Genomic DNA, 21,943 nt, shown 5'->3' with positions numbered 1-21,943 from the left:
GGAATGGGTCGTCGCATTCAACGAAGGAATGGATGACATCGGAATGGGTGAGGTAACTCTGAAGTTGGTCGAAGTACCAAGCGTTGACGTCTTTGATGGGGAGTGCCCAGATCCAGAATCGGATAATCCGATCCGCTACACATTTTTGCTCGACTTTGGTGATTCGCTGGATTGGTCGGCAGGTGAAACCACAGACATTATCGAAGAGGCAATTGAGTTATTTCAGTTTGAAAAACCAGATTTTGCCGACAGTTTTAAACTGATGTCGACATGGGATGTCGGTGTAGATGTGAACGCAGCACTCGGCTTCGGATTGGATCTGGATGCAACATCACCTGGTGATGTCTTCTTCTTTGATCCAGAACCAGCAGGCCTAGAGAGATTTGACATCCCTGATGTCCTTGATGAAGATAAATTTGCGAATTTAAATCTTGATGCAACAGAGATACAAGCAAGCGCCTGGTTCTCCGTATCAGGTCTTGAATTCATCGTTGAAAATAAGAACACTGGAGAAGTCATCGTCTCGGCAACACCAGATGATCCCAACGCATCGCTGATTGCCGCAGGAGCTGCAGCAGGAATTGATCAGCAGGGTGCGGGTGGTTTTTCTGATCTGTCCTTCGAAACAGCTTTTGATTTTAGAACAGAACAACAACCAGAAATACTTTACGAAATGGCCGAACAGACCGGTCAGCAAATAATGAATACCTTCAAGGCATTTGAAGACGCCTACGCAGATGGTGTTCAAGCGGTGGATGACATCGGCGATTTACTGAACTGCAGTGGGTTTGGCCTGTCCCAGGTTCTGTTCATCCTCGCCAAGATCGAAGAAACGGTTGACAATGTGCAGACGAGCATTGAAGAAGGCATAGCAGACAATCCACTGATGCGACTATTTGCCCCCGATGCAGGCGATACAATTAAAGAGTTCACTGTTCATTTTGATACAGCAGAAGAAGCGATAGCTAGCGTCAGAGAAAAAGGAGAAGAGCTACAACCCTGGAATCTGATTCCAACACTCAACGAAGCCCTCTCTGGCGTTGAATTCCTCTCGCTCAATCTTGATCCGCGACCCAATTTCGAAGCTTACTTCTGCGTAGACGGAAAAGCACCGGTCGATAAAAAAATATCCTTGGACACAAGTGCTCGGTACACAAGCATGACAGATTACGCCATCACGTATGAAGTAGAAGAATTCGGCGATGATGGCATCGAAGCCGAAGAGGACTTATACACACACATCATATTGAAAGAAAGCAAAGCCTTCGTGAATGGTGAGGAAAAAAAATCAAAATGACATCCTGATACTTCCCGCTGGGTATCAGAAGATTGACCTTAACGATTCCGAGCTTGACAAAGAGTATGTCTTATTGCGAAAAACTGATGACAAAACCAAGCATGATCATTTGATTATTCTGCAAACACTGCAGCCAACAGATGCAACCAAGCTCCGAGAAAAAATTAAAAACGTGCAGAATGATACAAGCGAAGAAACTGTTTATGACCTAAGCAATACAGATGCTCGAGGACTGGATGGGTTTGAAAGACTGAGAGGATCAAATCTAGATCAGTTCAAGGAAGGATACCTGAAAGACATGAGTGCTGCGAACAACCAGGGCACCATGGCAGGAGACATGCCTGACTACTACCGTTTTGATTTAAGCCTTGATGGATTTGAATACAAAACACCGCTTAATTTTGACATCAGTCTGGCTGATGATCTGATAAATCTTGGAGGTGGATTTGATCTGAATCTCTTTGCAGGTGGATCCGTCGGATTTGCCTTCGATGCCAACCCGACAGATCTTAAATCGGCATTTCTGATTGATACAGAAGCAGGTGTGTCCTCAATGAGTGACATGCCAGAAGACATGAAGCTTCTGAGAGAAAAGATCAAGGGGGGAGTAGAAGGAAATGCAGAAATTGTTGCAGGTGCCTATCTCGAAAGTACTCAGCCCTTAGAAGGGTCAATTGCTTTCCTGGAACTAGCTGCATCAAGTTCAGACGAAAACACACTGGGATTGGGTGCGCCAGAACGAGTTGGCAGTGATCTAACGATCATTGCACCTGAAGAAGATCCTTTCTTAAGTGGATTTGTCACCGTTGAGCTGGACCTACAAGATGGTGATGGTGGCAGCGGATTAGTCCCTCTGGCAGATATCAGCCAACTGGATATTGAGGCCAATCTTCTTGGAGGTTTTGAACTTGATCCAACGATCAGTGCATCGCTGGGAGATGTGATCTCGATCGATGGGGATATGTTGTATGGCGGTCATTTCTCGGGTGGAAGTTCAGGTGGTCTGTCATTTGAACAGACACCATTCCTGCTAAGCCCAGGAGATATCACCGTCAGCCTGGGTGACCAACTCGCAGCAGCCAGTGGACCATTTGTAAAGATCTCAGACTTCCTGAATGATTATTTTCTGGATCCTATGGAGCCAGTTGTAGACATCCTGGAAACCGAATTCTCAATTGCAGGCTTAAATCTACTGGGAGCAGGTAGACTTCACAATATCATCGATCTTGGCCGAGAAGGCACACCTAACGGATCGGTAACCAAGTGGGTCAATCTCTACAACGGGATCAACAGCGTTGTGGATACTGTCGCCTCGATTAGTGATTCAGGTGAAATCAGTGTGCCAACCACACTGTTCCTTGAAGACAAAACTTGGACAACCGGGAATATCAAGCCAAAACAAGATGATTTGTTTAATTTCCAATATGCAGCAGACACGAAGGTATCGACCCGGCGAACAGATCAAGAGGCCAACAATGAAGCACAAGGCTCGCAAGATGATGCGGTCAATGATGCTCTTGGAGCCATCAATCTAGGTAGCGGACCGGTTGAAAAAACCAAATCACAAAAACCAGATATTGGTAAAACTGCTGTAACATTCCCGTTCCTTGATTTCGGATATACAGCTTCAAAGCTCAAGGATTTGATGATGGGATCAGATCCCGACAGTCGCTATGAACTCGACCTCATCCGGCTGCAAATACAAGGCTTCACAACAAGTTGGGACTTCTACAAGTCCATACCAATCTATTCACCTCCGACAGTCAGCCTGAATGTTGGTGCAGAGTTAACACCATACATCCGACCAACCATCCTCGGTTATGACTTAACTGGGCTTGGGGGATTGATTGAAACAGGTGAGCTGAGCTCGTTGGCAGACGGATTCTATGTATTAGCAGAAGAACCTGGCTTCTCACTGTCGCCGAATGGACCTCAATACGAAGGGGCTGGTGCAGAAATCCGCATGGAAGTCGGCGGTGGCGTCAGCGTTTCCATCGGACCCCTCGGAGTTTATGGAGATGCTGCAATCATCGGAGATCTGGAGATAGAACTGAATGATCCCAATGACGATGGTCGTGTTCGATTCCAGGAACTGTTCGACAACTTCTCATACAACCCGCTGGCAATCTTTGACGCCTCCTTAAGAGTGGCATTGCAGGCAGAAATTGGTGTGAAGCTTGACCTCTTGTTCTTCACGAAGAAGTTTGCACTCTATAGAACTCCGGAATTTGAATTGTTCAGGCTCGACATCGAAGGAGGTGCACCACCACAACCATATTATGCAAGTGCACCAGATGGGGGTTCAACACTTCTGTTGAATATCGGTGCGAGAGCGGATCAGAGAAATCTAGATCCGAACGACAACGGCGAAGTCTTCACTCTGCAGGGTGGATCAAATATGAATGTACGAGGTCCAGGTGGACAATCAGAAGGATTTTCTGGTATCACCTTGATCACAGGAGATAGTGGTGAAGGTAATGATTACGTGGATGGCTCTGGCTCCAGTATCCGCCTCGAACTGAGTGGTGGGGAAGGATCAGATTCGTTGGTTGGTGGCTCAGCTGATGATCAACTGCTGGGAGATGTTGGAAATGATTCCCTGGTTGGTCATTCAGGCGGGGATGAACTGCAAGGTGGTGAAGGCGATGACAGCCTCGTTGGAGGAGCGGGTAGGGATCTCCTCTCCGGCGATGAGGGAGACGACCAGATCAGTGGTGGTGGCGATGGCGACACGATCCTGGGAGGTGCCGGTCAAGACAAGCTGACAGGAGATGCAGGTCGTGATCTGATCGATGGCGGGCTTGGAGATGACACCATCTCTGGTGGCAGCTCAGATGACACGGTTGTGGGTGATCTGGGTGACGATCACATCAGTGGCAATGAGGGTGCCGATCATCTGTCGGGTGGTAAAGGAGATGATCAGATCGAGAGTGGCACAGGTAACGACACGGTGCTGGGCGAAGGCGGAGCCGATGTGATCGATGGTGGTGAGGGTGATGATGTTCTGATTGCAGGTTCCATCTCAAAAGGGAGTGATCTTCCAATCTCAGAACTGAAAGCAGGAAGCAGCACCGCCATCCTTGGATTCGATGCTGATGTGGTCTCAGGTGATGACGGAAATGACCTGATCGGTGGTAGTGCAGGAGACAACAAACTGTCGGGAGGTGACGGTAGTGACACCATTGCTGCTGGTGCAGGTGAAGACGTCGTCTCAGCTGGCGAAGGACGCGATCTGATCTATGGAGAAGCTGGCGACGATCAGATCAAGGGAGACGACGGCAAAGACACTGTGTATGGGGGTGAAGGAGATGATCTGATCGAGGGCGGAGGCGATAGCGATTTGGTGTACGGAGACAGTGGGGACGACGTCGTTCACGGTGGAACCGGTGGAGATGTGCTGATCGGTGGAACCGGTCTTGATCACCTCATGGGTGAAGAGGGTGAAGACACCATGCAAGGTGGTGAAGACGATGATCTCTTGGTTGGTGGATCAGGAGCTGACAGTCTGCTTGGAGAAGCAGGCAATGATGTACTTCAGGGTGAAGCGGATGAAGACCGCCTGTACGGAGGGTCAGGGCATGACCTAATGCAAGGGGGCAGTGAGGATGACTATCTGCTCGGAGAAGGTGGAAATGACACCTTGCAGGGTGATACAGGCAATGACTTGCTGATCGCCGGTACCGGGAATGACCTGGTTGAAGGGGGAGCCGACAACGACACACTCGAAGGAAACGATGGTGACGATGTACTCAAAGGGGAAGGCGGTAACGACTGGCTACAAGGACAATTCGGCCTGGACACATTGCATGGTGGTGCAGGTCAGGATGAACTGGAAGGTGCAGAGGGTCGAGACCTTCTGACTGGTGGATACGACCCAGACATTCTGGAAGGCCACGAAGGTGAAGACCGTTTATTTGGAGATGAAGGAGCCGATCAGTTGGATGGTGGCTCAGAAGATGATTTGCTCGTTGGTGGTGCAGGCGTCGATGTTCTATGGGGAGTGACAGGTGACGACAGGCTGGAAGGAGGAAGTGAAGATGATGAACTTTATGGAGAGGAAGGAGACGATCAACTATCCGGATCTGAAGGTGCTGATCTTCTCTACGGTGACAAGGGTCAAGACCTATTGATCGGAGGATCGGGTAAAGATCAAATCCTGGGTGGAATCGAAAGCGACTGGCTGTTTGGAGATCGCTTCAATCTTAAAGCCACGGAAAGCACGTTCGATAAATACAAAGACTTTGTGCTTAGCATCATGCTACCTGAAGTGCAAGAATATCTCATCACAGAGTATGCCGATGACCCAGAAACACTGAATCTATATTTCGAGAGTGAAGAGGTTCGGAACGAAATCAAGAAATACACAGGCGAAGAAAATATCAGCGATTTCGTTGACGCTGACAAGCCAATCGAAAAGAGACTCGACTACATCGTCGACATGCGGAGTTTGCTTGAGGTGGCATTCGGATCAGCCATCACAGCGAATGACAAAGGTGCTGAATACGACGGTGATAGCACGACAGATTGGAATGGGATCACGCCTGCACAATGGGAATTGTTACGGCTGCTGGCTGATGATCCGTCAGATGTCTATGGAGATGAAGACCGATTGCAAGGCGAACAAGGAGATGACTGGCTCCTCGGCGGACACGGTCCAGATCTCCTAGAGGGTGGTGTTGGCTCAGATGTTCTGCTGGGCGGTACCGGAAACGACATCCTGAAGGGATACGCAGCCACCATGAATCTGTTGGAACAGTTCCTAGATGGAAACGATGCACTGGAAGGTGGCAAAGGCAATGATGAACTATGGGGTGCTATCGGAGATGACCTCTTAGCTGGTGGAGATGGCAACGACAAATTGGTAGGCGACGACTCCGATGATCCGATGCTGCTCACGATGGCCAGCCCAGGGCAAACCTATGCAGGACGAGATGTGCTGGCTGGTGGGTATGGAAGTGACACTGCCTTTGGTGCTCTTGGAGAAGATATTCTCTACGCCGGTGAGGGGGGTGATTATGCAGACAAAGTTACAGAAGGAGCCATACCCGAAATAAAAGATCTGGTAGGTGACATAGCAATGCCATATGCAGCCAGCTCGACCTTGTCAACACGTGAGCGAATTGAAGAAATAAAAGAGTATGTATTCAAATTGATCAATCTACCAACTGATATTCGGAGCCTGGGTTTTGACAGACTCGTGGGTGGTATCAACTCTGATGTTCTGGTTGGGCATCGCCTCAGACCCGTGAACTCAGAGGATCTTAAAACCGATCTAACCACACTTCTCGCCGAAGTAGATGCTATTAACGCAAAAACGAATGACAACGGAGATAAAGAGGTTGGCTTGCTGAGGCAAGAAGCAGAAACTGATACCGTACTAACTGATCTCATGGTGACATGGGATGCCATCTCAACGGATGGTGATCTCAGGAAAGCACTTGAAGGCGTGGTATTGACGTTGGAAGCACAAGCGACCGATGGTGACAATGCAGGTATCCACTCAGGCAAACACTTCACACTAAACCGGCGTAGTACCGATGGTGTTGTTTATGAGCTGGCCCCTGGGACAGGTACAGACATCGTCTGGAACTTCTATGCGGGTGAGCATGATGGGACGACTCGAAATGTCGTCAGTCAAGCTACAACAGGATCAGTGAATGGCGAGCTTTACACATTAGACTTAGCCGCAACAGAAGTGATCACCAAAGAAGAAAAGGAAAATGAAAATGGTGATATCGAAACGACCTACAGCTCAAGCATTGACTACGAGGTCAATGTCAATGCAGTTAGCACTGATGTCATCTCCCTAACAGATGGACTGAGCTTTGGATCCATTGATTTGAAATGGCAAAAATGGACACCAGAAGCGCTACTAGATCAACTCATCATTGATCTTGGCGAGGAGCAGATGCTCAACATTGTTACCCAATATATCGCACGCAACGAACAAAATATCGACAACCCAACAAAGATCATAACCAACGAAGAGAAGAGAATCGCCTGGGAGGCATTGACTTCGTCTTATGCAGGTAATCAACCAATCCCAGGATGGCCCAATGAAACAGGGAGTACTGAACGAGTTGGTGTGATGTCGATTGTTGATAGAGATACAGACCAGATCCTAAGTCGCTTCATCAACGTTGCTGAAGATGCAATTGGGAGACACAATATTGATGAGGAGAATATACCCCCTGATCGACTTATTGTGGATCCTGGAAAAGCAGCTTATTCACCTGAGGAAAGAATCACGATCCCAGAAGGGTTAGCAAGAGATGCCAATGGTGCCGCTGATATTGCATCAATTGAAGCCGCGATTCGATACGTCGAAACACTGAATGATGAAGGTGAAGCCAGCGGTACATGGAAAGATTGGAGAGATTACGGACTGCTTGGTGTTAACCATGGGCGTGGTGCGTGGTTCGATCTCGACAACAATCCAAGTAATGGGCTTGAACTAATTCTTGCAGGAGGAACGACAACAGAAGAACGAATCAATCGGGATTTGAAGCTTTGGGGGGCAGCACTAGACTCAACAAGCTACCAGCTCAACAACGCAGAAATAGCAACACCAGTCACTGGAACTATCTATACATTGACCGATGGACAAACAACAGTAACCACGACGGCTAAGTCCAATTCGTTGGAGGAGCTAGTAACCGACCTACGGAATGCTGAGAGATACAGTGATTTAACGTTCACAATATCAGCTGACACAGGTACAGGAAGCATCGTTGCTACCAACAGTGCGAAAGCAACACCAACAATCAATGCAAAAAATGCAACGGTGACAATAGGAAATAACGAAACAGCAATAACGGCTGAAAGTTTGATTGATGAACGACTGGGAATCAACCCTCAATTTGGGGCTGCCGCGATCCAGGTCAGAGATCCAGGCGGAGTACTCCCTGCATACCAGAATGAGCTCATTCTGAGTGCTGAACAACCGGAGGTTCTAGTCAAAGAAAATCCATTCGAATACCCATATGGATCAACAGCAACAGCTCCTATCTATACAGTTCCATCTCCAACGTCAAACGCTTATACATATAGCGACAATGTTTATTGGATGGATTGGAATGAGGATGGGAAACTTGAGCTGCCATTGGCAGGATCAAGCGAGCGCAGTGAAAATCTCATTATTGGCGGAGACTTTTCAGAAAACACGCTCGATCTCGCGGCTGAAAATGGCAGTGTACCGGCTATTAACACAGGCGAAGGTGCACGAATCGATCTATACGAAGGTACAAATAAAAACTGGCTAAGAAACACTGAGTATCTCACAACGGTCGCCATCAATGACAGCTACGACGAAAGTCACAATGGAGATGGAGATTATTTCTCCGTCAAGGTTCGTGGACGTGTCAAGGCATTTGCGCAAGGCAGTAATCGATTCTGGGTTCTCAGTGACGATGGAGTTCGAGTGAGTGTGAATGGAACACGATATGTGAACCGTTGGAATGATCATGCGCCAACATGGGATACATTTACAGTGCCTGACTTAACAGAAGGTGAATACTACGATATTGAAATTGATTACTATGAAAAAGCAGGTGGCTCTGCACTGTATCTATACCAAAATACTGGTGGCTTGGCGCAACTAGAATCAGGAATCAACAAGATAGCGGAAATAGAAAATCCGACAAACTCGAAGTATGTATTACAACAAAATGGAAATCAAACAAAGTTTCAACTTGAGCTCGGAGGTGAAATAGTTGGTGGGAAAACATATGTAATGAGCGGATGGTATGCAACAAGTGAGACTTATAACGGTGAAGATACTTTCTTCTTTGCCACAACGGTTGGTACATCGAATGATGTTAATACGGATAAAGGTCTTGGAGAAGCAACTGAACTGAAACCAGTGGAGCTAGGCGGCTTGGAATGGCGGCACTACTATCAACCAATTACCATTCCAAGTGACTATGGAAGTGATGATAGATTTGAGTGGCATGTAGGCAGTGGAACTACACACACCAACGGTTATCGATACTACGCGGGGCTAAGACTTGAAGAAGGTGGATATCCAACAATCCCATTTGACTCACTCACATTAACCAACGTCGAAGGTTCTGAACAAATAGATAATTTGGGTGAAATTGTCGATGCGGGTGGATGGGATTTATTAGAACAACTATTTTATGCTGGCGAGCCAGTCAGCGAAGCCTCAACAGCCCAGGTGCTGGTATCAGTCAACGAAAGGATTCCAGGTACAGCAATGTATCTGAACACAACAAAATCAGAAGACCTTGATGGTGATGGAACGGCACGCTTTGACGAAGCTGGCACAGGCTTCAGAGAAATCACAGACTTAACAATGGGTGTCGCGTCTGCATCATCACCATCGGTGGATGGGGATACTCGAGACAATCAATATAAAAATGGATTAAAAGCATTGGAGAAGCCAAGCTTCCATCTGAAAAAAATTAGTGATAGTGATGGAAGAATTCAGCATCAACTACTGCATGTTGGTTATCAGAACGAAGAGGTCAAGATGTGGTCATACACACTTGAAGTGACACAAACAGAATCAGGCTCGGGGGAGAACGAAGTAAGCGACGTCAAAGAAATAGAACGGAAAGAAATTATTCTTGAGCAAATCACAAAAACCGGCGACACTGATAATTACGAACTAAGCCAGAATGGCGCTCACTTGAGTTTTATAGAGCACGATAACGGAAACATAGACATTCTGCTTGGTAATTACAGATGGAAAGACGTGCTAGACGAGAACATCCAGACAACAAAGCCAGAGACAATAATAGACAATGCTGATTATTTAATTACGCATACAAATGCAGGCAAGCAAAGTCATGATTCGAGCATCAACATAATCCTATCAGGCGAAACATTAAACAACATTAAACACTCTATTGAATTCAATGATCAAACAGCGGAATTTGAAAATGCAAAAACTGAAACCGAGGATAGTAGTGCATGGGGGGCATTCCTTGGTCGCTATGGCAACGAAGGAACATCGGGAGACGCATCTCCAACAACAAGTACAACAATTCAATTAGGTGGAAAATCACAGACCATCGAATTTGATTTTTTAAGAATCGATTCATGGGATGGAGAAACGTTCAATGTTTGGTCTGGTGATACAAAAATAATATCGGAGACATTCACAAATAACGGTACAAAAGAAAAGAAATCAGGAACAACGACAATCAATGGAGCAAAGTACGAGTATACAATTACACCATACGAAACGCTTGCAAATACCGTATTCAACGAATGGAGCGATCAGAAATATAATATCACAATTACAATCCCCGATGGATTAGAAACAATTGAGTTAGGCTTTAGTTCGACACTTGACCAGTCAATCAGTGATGAATCGTGGGGAATTGACAATCTTAAGTATGTGGAGAAATATCAAAAAGCCGACCAAGTCCTAAAAGTCGAAAGAGAAAATATAAAGACAATTGAGCTGTCCGACAAAGTAAACGAAGTAACAACAGCGCGAGGAGATCAGCCAAGTAATGCATTGAGCGATGTGAGTACTCTCTGGATTAACAGCACAAGTGAAGGCCTTACATCACAAACACAAAGAGAAGAAAGCATTGATGGTTTTGGATTCTTCATTGCAGGCAATGCTGGAGAGGCAACAAATCCAAAAAAGGCAGATCCATTGCTAGGTCTAATGATCAATAACATCAACGATGAGCAATGGAAGGTATTGACTCCAATGATATGGAACGATGAACAAGAACTCGGGGAGGATGGATATAACATAATTGAAGAGGAAGAATTGTCACCAACAGGAATATACAAAGGTGATATTCATCTGTTCGACGCCGATGGAGTAAACAACGCGACTAGTGAGCAGAATGGAAATGAAGAAGTCATTGCAAATGATCTGGTTTTAACTGGATTCTCTACGGCAACAAGAAGAGACGCTACAGGTCAGAACCTGGCGGTACCACAAACAAATATCTACCTATATGCAGGTACAGCTGATGATCACAACATCACCAACATCGATGGAGAGACACCAATTTATAAGGATACAGGTATCGAACTCTATGGTGTAGCGAATGGAACCATTGATAGTGGGGATATTGATGGTGATGGAGATATCGATCTCTTGCTAACAGGCGAAGATTTCTTTGCACTACCAGCCGATGAAAATACACAAGCCGATGGTCAAGGTGGTGGTAATCCAATCACAATGATTTATCGGAATAACCGATTAGAACCAACTCACAATGGCAATGTTCGAGTCACTGGAGATATCACCTTTGAAAATGCTCTGTTTGTGCCCAACAGCAATGATCCGAGGTGGGCCGAATTTGACTATAACTTCGATGCCAGTGAACTCACTGCAATCAGAGGAGATACCAATAATGATAACAACATTGACTCAAAAGATATAGATGGAATTTACGAGCTAGAACTATTCGCCATTGATCATAAGCGTAGCGGGGTGAATGAAATACAAAACTACAGCGAAAAACAGCTTGAAGGAATTAATGAAGCTACTCTCGCAACATACGGCATCAACAATCTAGAGAGCTATCTAGAGGCACTTGGTACGAGTGCTGATGCCGCGATGGCAAGAATCATTGCAGACCAAGAGTTTTCGAAGATTGCATACAGAAGTCAACTACTAACAGCAGATCCTGTCTTGGCTGAGTGGAGCGCTGAGATCAATAATTTTACAGATGCAGACATCGTCAATGTCATGCAAGGAACAGCCTTATCGGATGAATTCCGAATCGGTGACCGACACGGCTTCTTCTATAGGGAGGATCTTGGATCAGCGAATAGTGATGACCACGCAAACATCGTCGTCATTAGGGACTTCAACCCATTCATGGACACACTGGTGCTGCATGAACCCGAAGAAGCAAGCTTTGTATGGGATCAGGTTCTGTATCCAAAAGACGCTGCCAGCGGCGATCTGATCATTGCAGCCGACAAGGGAAGCAATGAGTTAGCAGCCGAAAGATACTTAAGCCAACCAATCAAAGATTCGTATGGCAGAGACATATCACACAGTTATGTCATCCAGGAGTTAAGGGATTTTGATCTAAGAGGATCCCTTCTGAGAATCAATTCAATTGTTGAAGGAGAGAAGCAGCCAGAACTAGTTGTAATCATTGAAGGCATAGATCAAGACCTCTTACATTTCGAAACGTCCTTCAATGAAGGACGAATCCGTATGGTCGATAGTGATGATGAATCAAGACAGCAACTAAGATTCATCGTCACCAATCATGGTACTGATACAGATGACCACTTACAACCGTCTGATGCATACACATTGCCATTCAACAAATCACTACTCGGTGAATGGTTATCATCCGAATTTGAGGAACTGCCAGAAAGATTTGGAATCCTCACAGGAGGAGATGGCAATGATACCTTGTTTGGAAGTACACGTCTTGCACCGATACCAGTTGTCTACCTTGATGGTGGAACAGGTAATGATGTGATTTATGGAAGTGATGTCAACAGCTATACAGATCGACTGCTTGGTCAGGAAGGAAATGACACAATCCACGGCTTAAGGGGTGAAAATATTCTTTCCGGTGGCCCTGGTGAGGATGAGCTATACGGTGGGTTTAACAACGATACGCTGGAAGGTGGCCCAGGAGCGGACTGGCTGGAAGCCGGATCTGGATTTGACACGGCAAGTTATGCAGAGGATCAAGCCGGAGTTGTTGTAAACCTCAGCTGGCATGTATCGCCTGTCGTTGTGCTTCCAGCAGAGGGAGGAGATGCGACACTGATCAATCCCGAACTCACGTTGAATGAGTTAAGTGGAGATTTACGAGAGATTGCAGAAGATCTTGTCAGCAGCGGATATTTACGACTGGATCCATCAACAAGTGTTAGAAGTTTCGTTGAAAATATCTTTGGAGAGAATGGTAAAATACCTGTACCAGAAATATTTGATAGCACAGCATCAAATCCATTACTACTCACACCCGAGAGAAGCTACCACTACATCAATGTGATGCCAGAGGCATCAACAACCTATGAGCTCAGCGATGGGCAAAACAAAATAACAATCAAAACAGGTGAGGACTATGTCATACCAGTAGAAACCAAGCCGTCTACAACATACACATTAAGCGATGGCAAGCAGAGCATTAGTACAACAACCTCGGATCACACAGATCTAGCAGAACTCGTCAGCAAGTTGAAAGACCAAAGCGTCTATGGAGATCTTGAATTCACTATTTATGCAGATAATGATGGTGATTCCATTAAACTGGTTTACAAAGAAGGTATTGAGCCAGAAGATCGTGCCACGCTCAAGGCAACAGATGATGAAGTAATTACAGCAGAAGATGCCACCTCTATTGATGATATCGTCGAGTTGATTCGAGATGCTGACGGATATGGAAAACTAGACTTTACGGTACAACTCAATGAAACAGAGGATCAACTAGAGGTCATTTATAAAGACAAAGACTCTGAAGGTGGTCAAGCGTCAATAACTGCTGAAGGCCAATTTGCAGTTCAAGAAACGATTGATGAGGGGGAAGCAAAACTTCTGGATAGAACCACTGAAGTCAGAAAATTAGACTCAGAATCGCGAGAAGCAGTGGAACAGTTGCTGCGAAGAATGGGTGTAGCGCCACGCGCAACGATGTCTGTTGCTGAAGCAGCACAACTTGCAGAATCGGAACGTTTAATCGATCTTGGAAAACTTAAAGTAAATATCACGGATGTCAAATCATTTGGGGCCATTGATGGAAGTCAGGCAGAAGACAAACTGGCAACAACCGTAGTGATCCTTCCTGGCACAAGCGTGGCCGATGCAAGTCTTGCTCGCGATGCAGCACGGTTGTTGCTGACTGGAACTGATCAGTTAACCACGTTGATGGCAGGCGTGGCGGCTGAGGATAGTGCCGTCAAAGCGGCAGAGGCAACAGAATCAACGGATCCGGTTGCAACCCCAATCACTGATGACGTCAGAGCGGCACTAACACAAACGCTGTTCGATCAGAATGTTATTGACGATCTCATAGAGACAGGGATCAAAGCAGGTCACCAGGGTGATCTGATCGTTTGGTTGAATGGATTTGCCAAAGCAATTGCAATACTCGAACCAGATAATCTGAGCAGTCAATCAGTACTGGAAAGCGTTAATACTGTCATCAGCCAAGTTGAGAATATTACTGGCAGCAAATATGGAGATACCTTGATTGGAGACAACCAAAATAACATTGTAAGGGGATTAAGTGGGAACGACATAATGATTGGAGGACGCGGAAAAGACACCCTGCACGGCGGTACTGGTGCAGACAGATTGTATGGTGACGAAGGGTCAGACGTCCTAGAAGGCGGTGGAGGAGCAGACCTTCTCGAAGGTGGAACAGGGGATGATCTTTATAGCTTGCTAACACCGACACTCACTCTGAAAGAAGCCTTCCAGGCCATGGGAGGAGATCCAGACAGCCTTCAACCAATTGAACGAGAGGGCGAGTTGATCAGCTGGGAGAAATTCCGTCTATGGGCTGATCCAACACGCTGGCAAGGAGAGGTTCAGTGGGATAAATATGTAGAGCTTGGATTTATTCCTGACCAAGTTCTCTACAAGCGGGCAGCAGCCGATGAAAGTGTGGGCTGGCTGGTCCACGGGCAAGGAGGAACTGTCATACGTGACAGTGGAGGCCTAACTGGTTCAGAGGATGAACTCCGCCTGCAACTCCCATCCACACTGAGCCTCGACGGACCGCAAGATGGCGCGATCGGGATGGCACGTGGGAATGGGAGCGGAAGGTCCGGCAATAATGATCTGATCATTGATATCAACGCAGACGGAATTCTAAATACAACAGACGATCTAACGATTGAAGACTATTTCTATGAGGATGGAACAGGTCAAGGCTCCATCAGTGCAATCAGGCAATATGGACTAAATGCAACTTACTACTATGGTGATAAATTTGAAGTAAAATACCTCAATAGAGTGGATTCAAATGTTGACTTTGATTGGGGTTACTATCTACCAGATGGCAGCCTTAGCGAAGCAACATCTGGTCTATCCGCACGCTGGACTGGCGAAATTGTGCCTGATGAACAAGGAGATTATCGATTCAGAGTAACGACAGACAGCGGGAGAGATGATTCATGGGAGTTGTTTGTCGACAATGAAAAGATAACCAGCGAAGATGAACTTTTAGAGCTGAAGGCTGAACGTGCAGTAGACATAGAACTGAGGTGGATGGATTCAGCCGACAACAAAATCCATTATCTCCCGGTTACAGCAAAAGCATTAACAGAATATGTACTCACAGACGGTATAAGTAGCATTGCAGCGACAACATCAGATCAGACAAATTTAAACGAGTTGGTTAACGCACTGAAACAAGCGGATGGGTATATATCACTCCCTTTCACAATTCAAAGCAATACCACCAAGGGACGAATTGAACTGAGCTACAAAAACGATGCACCTCACGAGCAAGAAACAACGCTGACCGCAGCGGGAGATTCTCCAATTCAGGCCACCTATGAACAAAATGCTGGTGATCACTCCGTAAGTCTCGAATGGGCACAAGCCAATCAACCATTTGAAATCATTGACGTTGCCAATCTGCGCACAGGAACCACCATCACAGCGATGGATATCCTGGGAGCGAATGATCTTCTGGTACCAGTACTGGATCGAGATTTATATACAGGAATAACTCGAAACTGGGAGGGCAGCACAAAGTGGGGGGACATCGATAACGATGGTGATCTGGATTTATTGGTCTACAGCTTCGACGAAATGGGTAATGGAGAATCACAAATATTGATCAACGAAGTCGACGACAATGGCGACCATCAATTTACAAGCTCATTTGATCTACCGGCTTTTGAAAGAGTCCATTCAGCAGAATGGGGTGATTGGAACAATGATGGCTACCTAGATCTGATCGTAGCTGGAATTCGTACCAATGAAGAATTCCAGAGAGAAGAAACTGTTGAACTTTTACTGAACAGAAGTGGGATCGATTTCTATGAAGCCACACCAGAAAATTGGGAATCTGAAATCAACACGACATGGAGTACGTTAGAAGATGACCCATCAAGCCATGTCTTACAAGCGGCTTGGGGCGATATTGATCTTGATGGTCGACTCGATGTTGCGATCACAAATATGATTGACAGTCAGATGTTATTTATCCCCTCAGGCTCAGCCGTATTTAGGGAGGAGTTACCGCATGGAATGAATGGAACAAAACTACAATTCGGACATTATGAAAGCTCCGACGGAGACGCGTCATTCGCGGATCGCGGACTAGGGATCGATCCGAGCAATCCATTCCCTGAGAGGCCATTACGGCTTGCCGAAGGCATGGATATAGCCGCGCATCGAGCTTGGAGTGGATCTGATTACAGCACGATCAGCAGTGAGCAGCAACTGATCTTCTGGGATTCATACAGCAATCTATTTGATCTCAACAGAGATCTCGTCAGCCTTGATCCACATCTTGCACAGTTAAACGAGATGATGGACGGAGATCCAGATGCAAACTATTTAACGGTTAATGGTCTGATTGAAATCGCTCCATCAAGCTCAGACCTTGATCTTTCATACAGTTTTTACAGGATAGATCGTAGTTTAATTGCTGATAAAGACACGAACGCTGTTGTTGAAAACAATGAGTTAACTCAGGCAGAACGTGCAGAACTGGCCAAATATTGGTACGTCAATCCGAACGAAACAAGTGATGTGTTCATCCAGTCATCCTACCTGGATACAGGGTCTAGCTCAGCCATGGATGAGAGCCTTGCAAAGCTGGAAAGTGAATGGGAGTTCATGGGCGGAGGAAACTATAACGACAACCCATTAACGTTTAGATACGATCAAGACTATTTCTACTTCCTTGAATTTGATGACAGTCTAGCTGGAACCATAGAAGCCAATAACAACGCAGTTGAACTGCAACAGCACTACACAGCCAATGATATTCTTGGAAGAAACAGTGGAACGGGTGACCAACAACTGATCAGCAATCTAAAGGCTGGAGACCTGAATACAGATCAAGACCTAAGCGAAGACTTAAGGGAAGTGCTCGAATTGCTTCTCAGAGAGAGTATCGATTTCGAAGGCCCACATCAAGGGCAAAGTGCATGGTTGCCGCACTTCTGGAGAGCGGATGCGAGTGTAGCGGATCCGGAAGGAGAAGAGAAAGACTATACATATGCGATGAATCAGTACCTAAGCAAACTGCAAACAGGTTTTTACAACCTGGATGAAGAAACAACCAAAAACCTGTCAATCAAAGGTATTCCGACAGATGCTACAACAACAGCGAAGGAAACAAATATTATGAGCATCAAAAATGCCATCACGTTAGTTGGTGGCGATCACAACACACCATTTGACACAATTAACTCCAATGATCAAAGTTATTCACTTGAATTCTACAAGGGTGAAGAACTTTTGGCGACGGCACATTTGTCCAAGGTGGACCAAGTCATCGATGGAGTAACGACTGCAACCATCGTTCAAGAAATAGACCTTATCAACATACCGCTCAAAACTTCGAACATCGAACAAGATGTCAGAGATGCCGCGGATAAAGGGCAGGGCTTAATTGATTATGGTACAACAACAATACGTGGGTTAAATGCCAAAGGCCTGGATATCAATGCCATAACACTCCCACTTAACTTTGACGAAAGCGAGACAACAGATTTCTTCCTGTCCATTAAAAACGAAAACGAAGATAATGGTGGGTTAGTACCGGTAGAGCATCCGAATGGAGTTCATGAACTGAGCATCCGGTTGGGATCAGACAAAGAGTACACGTTAGAAAGTAAAGGGATAACAATCACCAAATCAACATCGCAAAACGATTCAGCATCTGACGATGTAATACTCAATGAACTCATCAGTTCAATACAGAGTGACGGAAAATATCCATCATTACCGTTTGTAATCGAAGCAAATGCTGCCAACGATGCAATACGACTGATCTATAAGCAAGATGCACCATCTGTCAGTGATGCAACATTAACGTATGATAGTCAAACTATTGTGGCTACAAAGGTTGAAAGTGAATTGATTCTCTGGCAGCCATACAAAGACTTAGCATTGGCCATCGAAAACGATTCACTCACCAGTACAGCAGTAACCTCTCGCCAACAAAGTGAAGAAGAGAGCGAGAAACTAAATGAAACCAACAGCAACTCCAACGCAGCATCAGGATCTACGGATATAAGCCGCGCACAAAATTCAGTCTACAGGGATTGGAACCCATACGAAATATATATTCCAACAACCGATTTTGATGACGACAAAATAAAGCCAACGATTGAAAGAGTCTATACAGATGCACTTGGAAACAACATACTGGTAGTGTTCAACGAACGACTGTATCAAGATCCGAATTATGATACTGGATCTGATATAACGAACCCAAAATCATTCCAAATTCTAGACGGACCATCAACGATCAACATCGAATCAGTTACTTTCCCGAAACCAGGGTATCCACATGTTGTCGCATTAAAACTTGATAAGAGTATCCAAGCCGAAGAAGAATACAAACTCAAATATACAGAAAGTAGCCTTTACACCCCGATAACAGATGAATCTTACCAAAGGAACCGGCTGGAAGATATAACGATAGAAGTCGAAAATAATGTCACTCAACCGACAGTCAATATCAGCTCTGAGCAAGTCGATTCTGGGCAAACTAGCTCTGATCCCTTTATCAACCTCACATTCACACTTTCTGAGTCAACAAGCGATTTTACAATCAACGATATTACGGTCGAAAATGGAGAATTCTCCGGTGGTTTACGCACTGTCAACGCAGCCACTTATCAGACAACGTTAAGACCCGACCAAGGTTCCGCAACAACAAGTAGCTTCCTACCAGTTGTTGACTCGGGCAACACAGGCTCAGGTAATGAGGATGCAGTTGATCCCATCAACGGCACACTGGTGGTGAACGATCCAGACGGATTGACCGGAAAAGATAGTGAAGGCACAGACTACACAATCTTCCAAATCTACAGTCAGCCAAGCAATGGGAGGGCTGAGATTGTACAACAGATTCCGAACAATCCAGCCTCGTTAAAGTGGACTTATGAGCCAAATGAAAACTTCAGTGGCGAAGATTCCTTTGAAATCTCGATCACCGATGACAATGGCGGAATTGCCTACGAAACAATAAGCGTGAAAATCATCGCACAAAATGATGTTACACAAATTTCGGGAGAAATCACATCGACGGTAAATGAAGACAATCAGATAAAAGGAGTTATCACTCTCAGCGATATTGACGGGCTGACAAATGGTTCGATTGTTGCGATCTCATCAGCCGAATCAAACAGGCCACAAAAAGGGGAAGCCACTATCGCTTTGAAGGGCAAGGACGTCAGTGGCAACCTAATCGCTGAGTGGAACTATACACCACAGGACAATATGTACGGTGATGATCAATTCACTGTGGTCGTCACTGATGATGCTGGCTTTACTCAGGATCAGGTCATCACTGTCAACATTACCAGCATCGATGATGAGCCATATGTAAGCTCAGGGATTTATGCATCAGCAGAAAAGGGAGAACGAAACACAAATGATACCGGATATAAAATGATTCAAGGGATCTATGAAGGAACAGATGCTGATGACACAGATAGTACTTACAATCCAAGTTTAGGTTTTAACTCGACTAGCTACACATCAGAAAAGGGAGAAATTGGAGTCAATGGCAATATATGGTCATATACTCCCACCGAACCAACAGACAGTGATGATTTCACAGTTACGATTACAGACAGCCAAGGGAACGAAACAGACCAAGTCATTAATTTAAACTTCTACCATATCGATAAGGAAGCAACATTGCAAGACGATGACGTAACGATTTATGGTAAAGAAGATAGTAATCTGACTGGAAATATCGAGATTCAAGATGCAGATGGGCTGACAAATCTAACCATTAACCAGGTGGAACCAGTCCTCACTAATTTAACCCTGAAAAATCCAGTCAAAGGAACAATTGATAACCCGAACACCGCAAGCGTTGAATGGGAGTACAAACCTGATACTTCATCAGATAATATCGAAGGCAATCTAAGCTTTACCATCGAGGTAACTGATGATCAAGGTGGATTGACAAGCCAAGTTGTTAATTTGATTCGTTATCCCGATGCACAGGCAAGCGCCGATGATCCCACAGAGATAACAAGTACAACATCCCTAGAAATCAATGAAGATTCGGGAGCAAGCAAAAATGAAATCAGCCTTAACGATAGCGAAGGAATTGGCGACGATGAGAATACATATTTAATTAAAAAAGCAGCTGGATATGGCACTGCCAGTGTCAACAGATCTGACAATTCTTGGACCTATACACCCGACGAGAACTTCGCAGGTGACGACTACTTTACGTTGCAGATCAATGATAAGGAAGGAAACATAACAACACACGCTATTAACATCAACGTCAAACCAGTCAATGATGCAGCAACAATTTCCGGAAATATCGCTGCAACTGTTGATGAGGACAAAGCATTCGAAGGAGAACTGTCTGTAAATGATGTAGACGGACTTGAACAGGTGGACGTCATCAACAAGCCACGCTATGGATCAATAACAAGTATTGACACATCTATCACCGTTAACTCCGGCACAACAAACTACACATACACGCCAGACGATAATTTTAATGGTGAGGATAAATTCACAATCGCTGTCCTAGACCAATTAGGAGAAGTAACCATTAAAGATATACAGATATCAATTAATGCCGTGGATGATGACGCAACAGGGTGGGCAATTACTGAACTCACACCTGCCTCAGAAGATACAATAATAACAGGAATAGTCTATGCGACAGATGTAGATGGTGAGCTGAAGTACAACATCGAGGTTCAAGCTGAAAACGGAACGGTGGAGATGCTCAATCAAGAAACTGGTATCTGGCAATATGAACCAAACACCGATTTTCATGGTGAAGATGTATTCACGGTGAGAGCAACAGATGCTAAAGGGGGAACATCGGACTATGTATACAATTTTACCGTTGCAGAAGGGAATGATCCTACGATCATCACATCTGGCCTACGTGGCACGACATCACAAGGTAGTGAGTCTCAACCAGGGCAACTCAGAACGACCTTAGAAATAACCGACACAGATGGTCTAACCGGTAATAGCGGTGCTACAAAAACAATAACGATCGTCGACAATGGTCAGCCAAGCCATGGCGTTGTTGAGCTAGGCGATATTCAGCGTGATAGCGATAACCCTCAGGCAGCATCAGTAAGCTGGACCTACACACCAACGAAACCCGATTTCTACGGCGGCGATATATTCACGGTTGAGGTAACAGACGACAAGGATAAAAAGACAACAGAAAATGTGGAGATCACATTTACGCAAGACTGGCCAGAAACACGTGTCTTAGTCCCATCAATGAGTTTCCTGGGTGAATCAGAAAAAGGAAATCAGGTCTCAAACACATTCACCTGGACATATGTCCCCGATCAAGATGTCTCTGTTGACGCCTACTACGCCAATCAGACGAATGATCCAGCACCACTGATCATCCCTGTAGCACTCGATAACCCGGACGCTTCAGATATCACCACACAAGCAATCTTTGACACTGCAAGCATATACGACTCATCCGTATCGGAAACACTCTTGATTGAGAAGACGCTGAACTACGTCCTGGA

The 21,943-nt window shown here is 45.4% G+C and carries 2 protein-coding genes (both only partly in view); both read left to right on the top strand.

What is annotated here, in order from left to right; translation table 11 throughout:
- A protein-coding gene (locus KR49_RS10950) for a hypothetical protein (protein WP_043695298.1) crosses the window boundary here: on the top strand, nt 1-1,297 show its 3' end. The gene continues 8,066 nt to the left of window position 1, outside the view; only the last 1,297 of its 9,363 coding nucleotides appear in the window; its start codon lies beyond the left edge, outside the window; it ends in the stop codon at nt 1,295-1,297.
- Nucleotides 1,275-21,943, top strand: partial view of a tandem-95 repeat protein gene (locus tag KR49_RS10920; RefSeq protein WP_162176163.1) — the 5' portion only. It continues 13,228 nt past the right edge of the window; the window shows 20,669 of its 33,897 coding nt (coding positions 1-20,669); the start codon lies at nt 1,275-1,277; its stop codon lies off the right edge, out of view. Before KR49_RS10950 ends, KR49_RS10920 begins: the two co-directional genes overlap by 23 nt.

Origin of the sequence: Synechococcus sp. KORDI-49 (assembly GCF_000737575.1) — a bacterium.
Classification (GTDB): domain Bacteria; phylum Cyanobacteriota; class Cyanobacteriia; order PCC-6307; family Cyanobiaceae; genus Parasynechococcus.
Note: the sequence above shows the minus strand (reverse complement) of the source record. Positions and strands in the feature narration are given on the sequence as shown.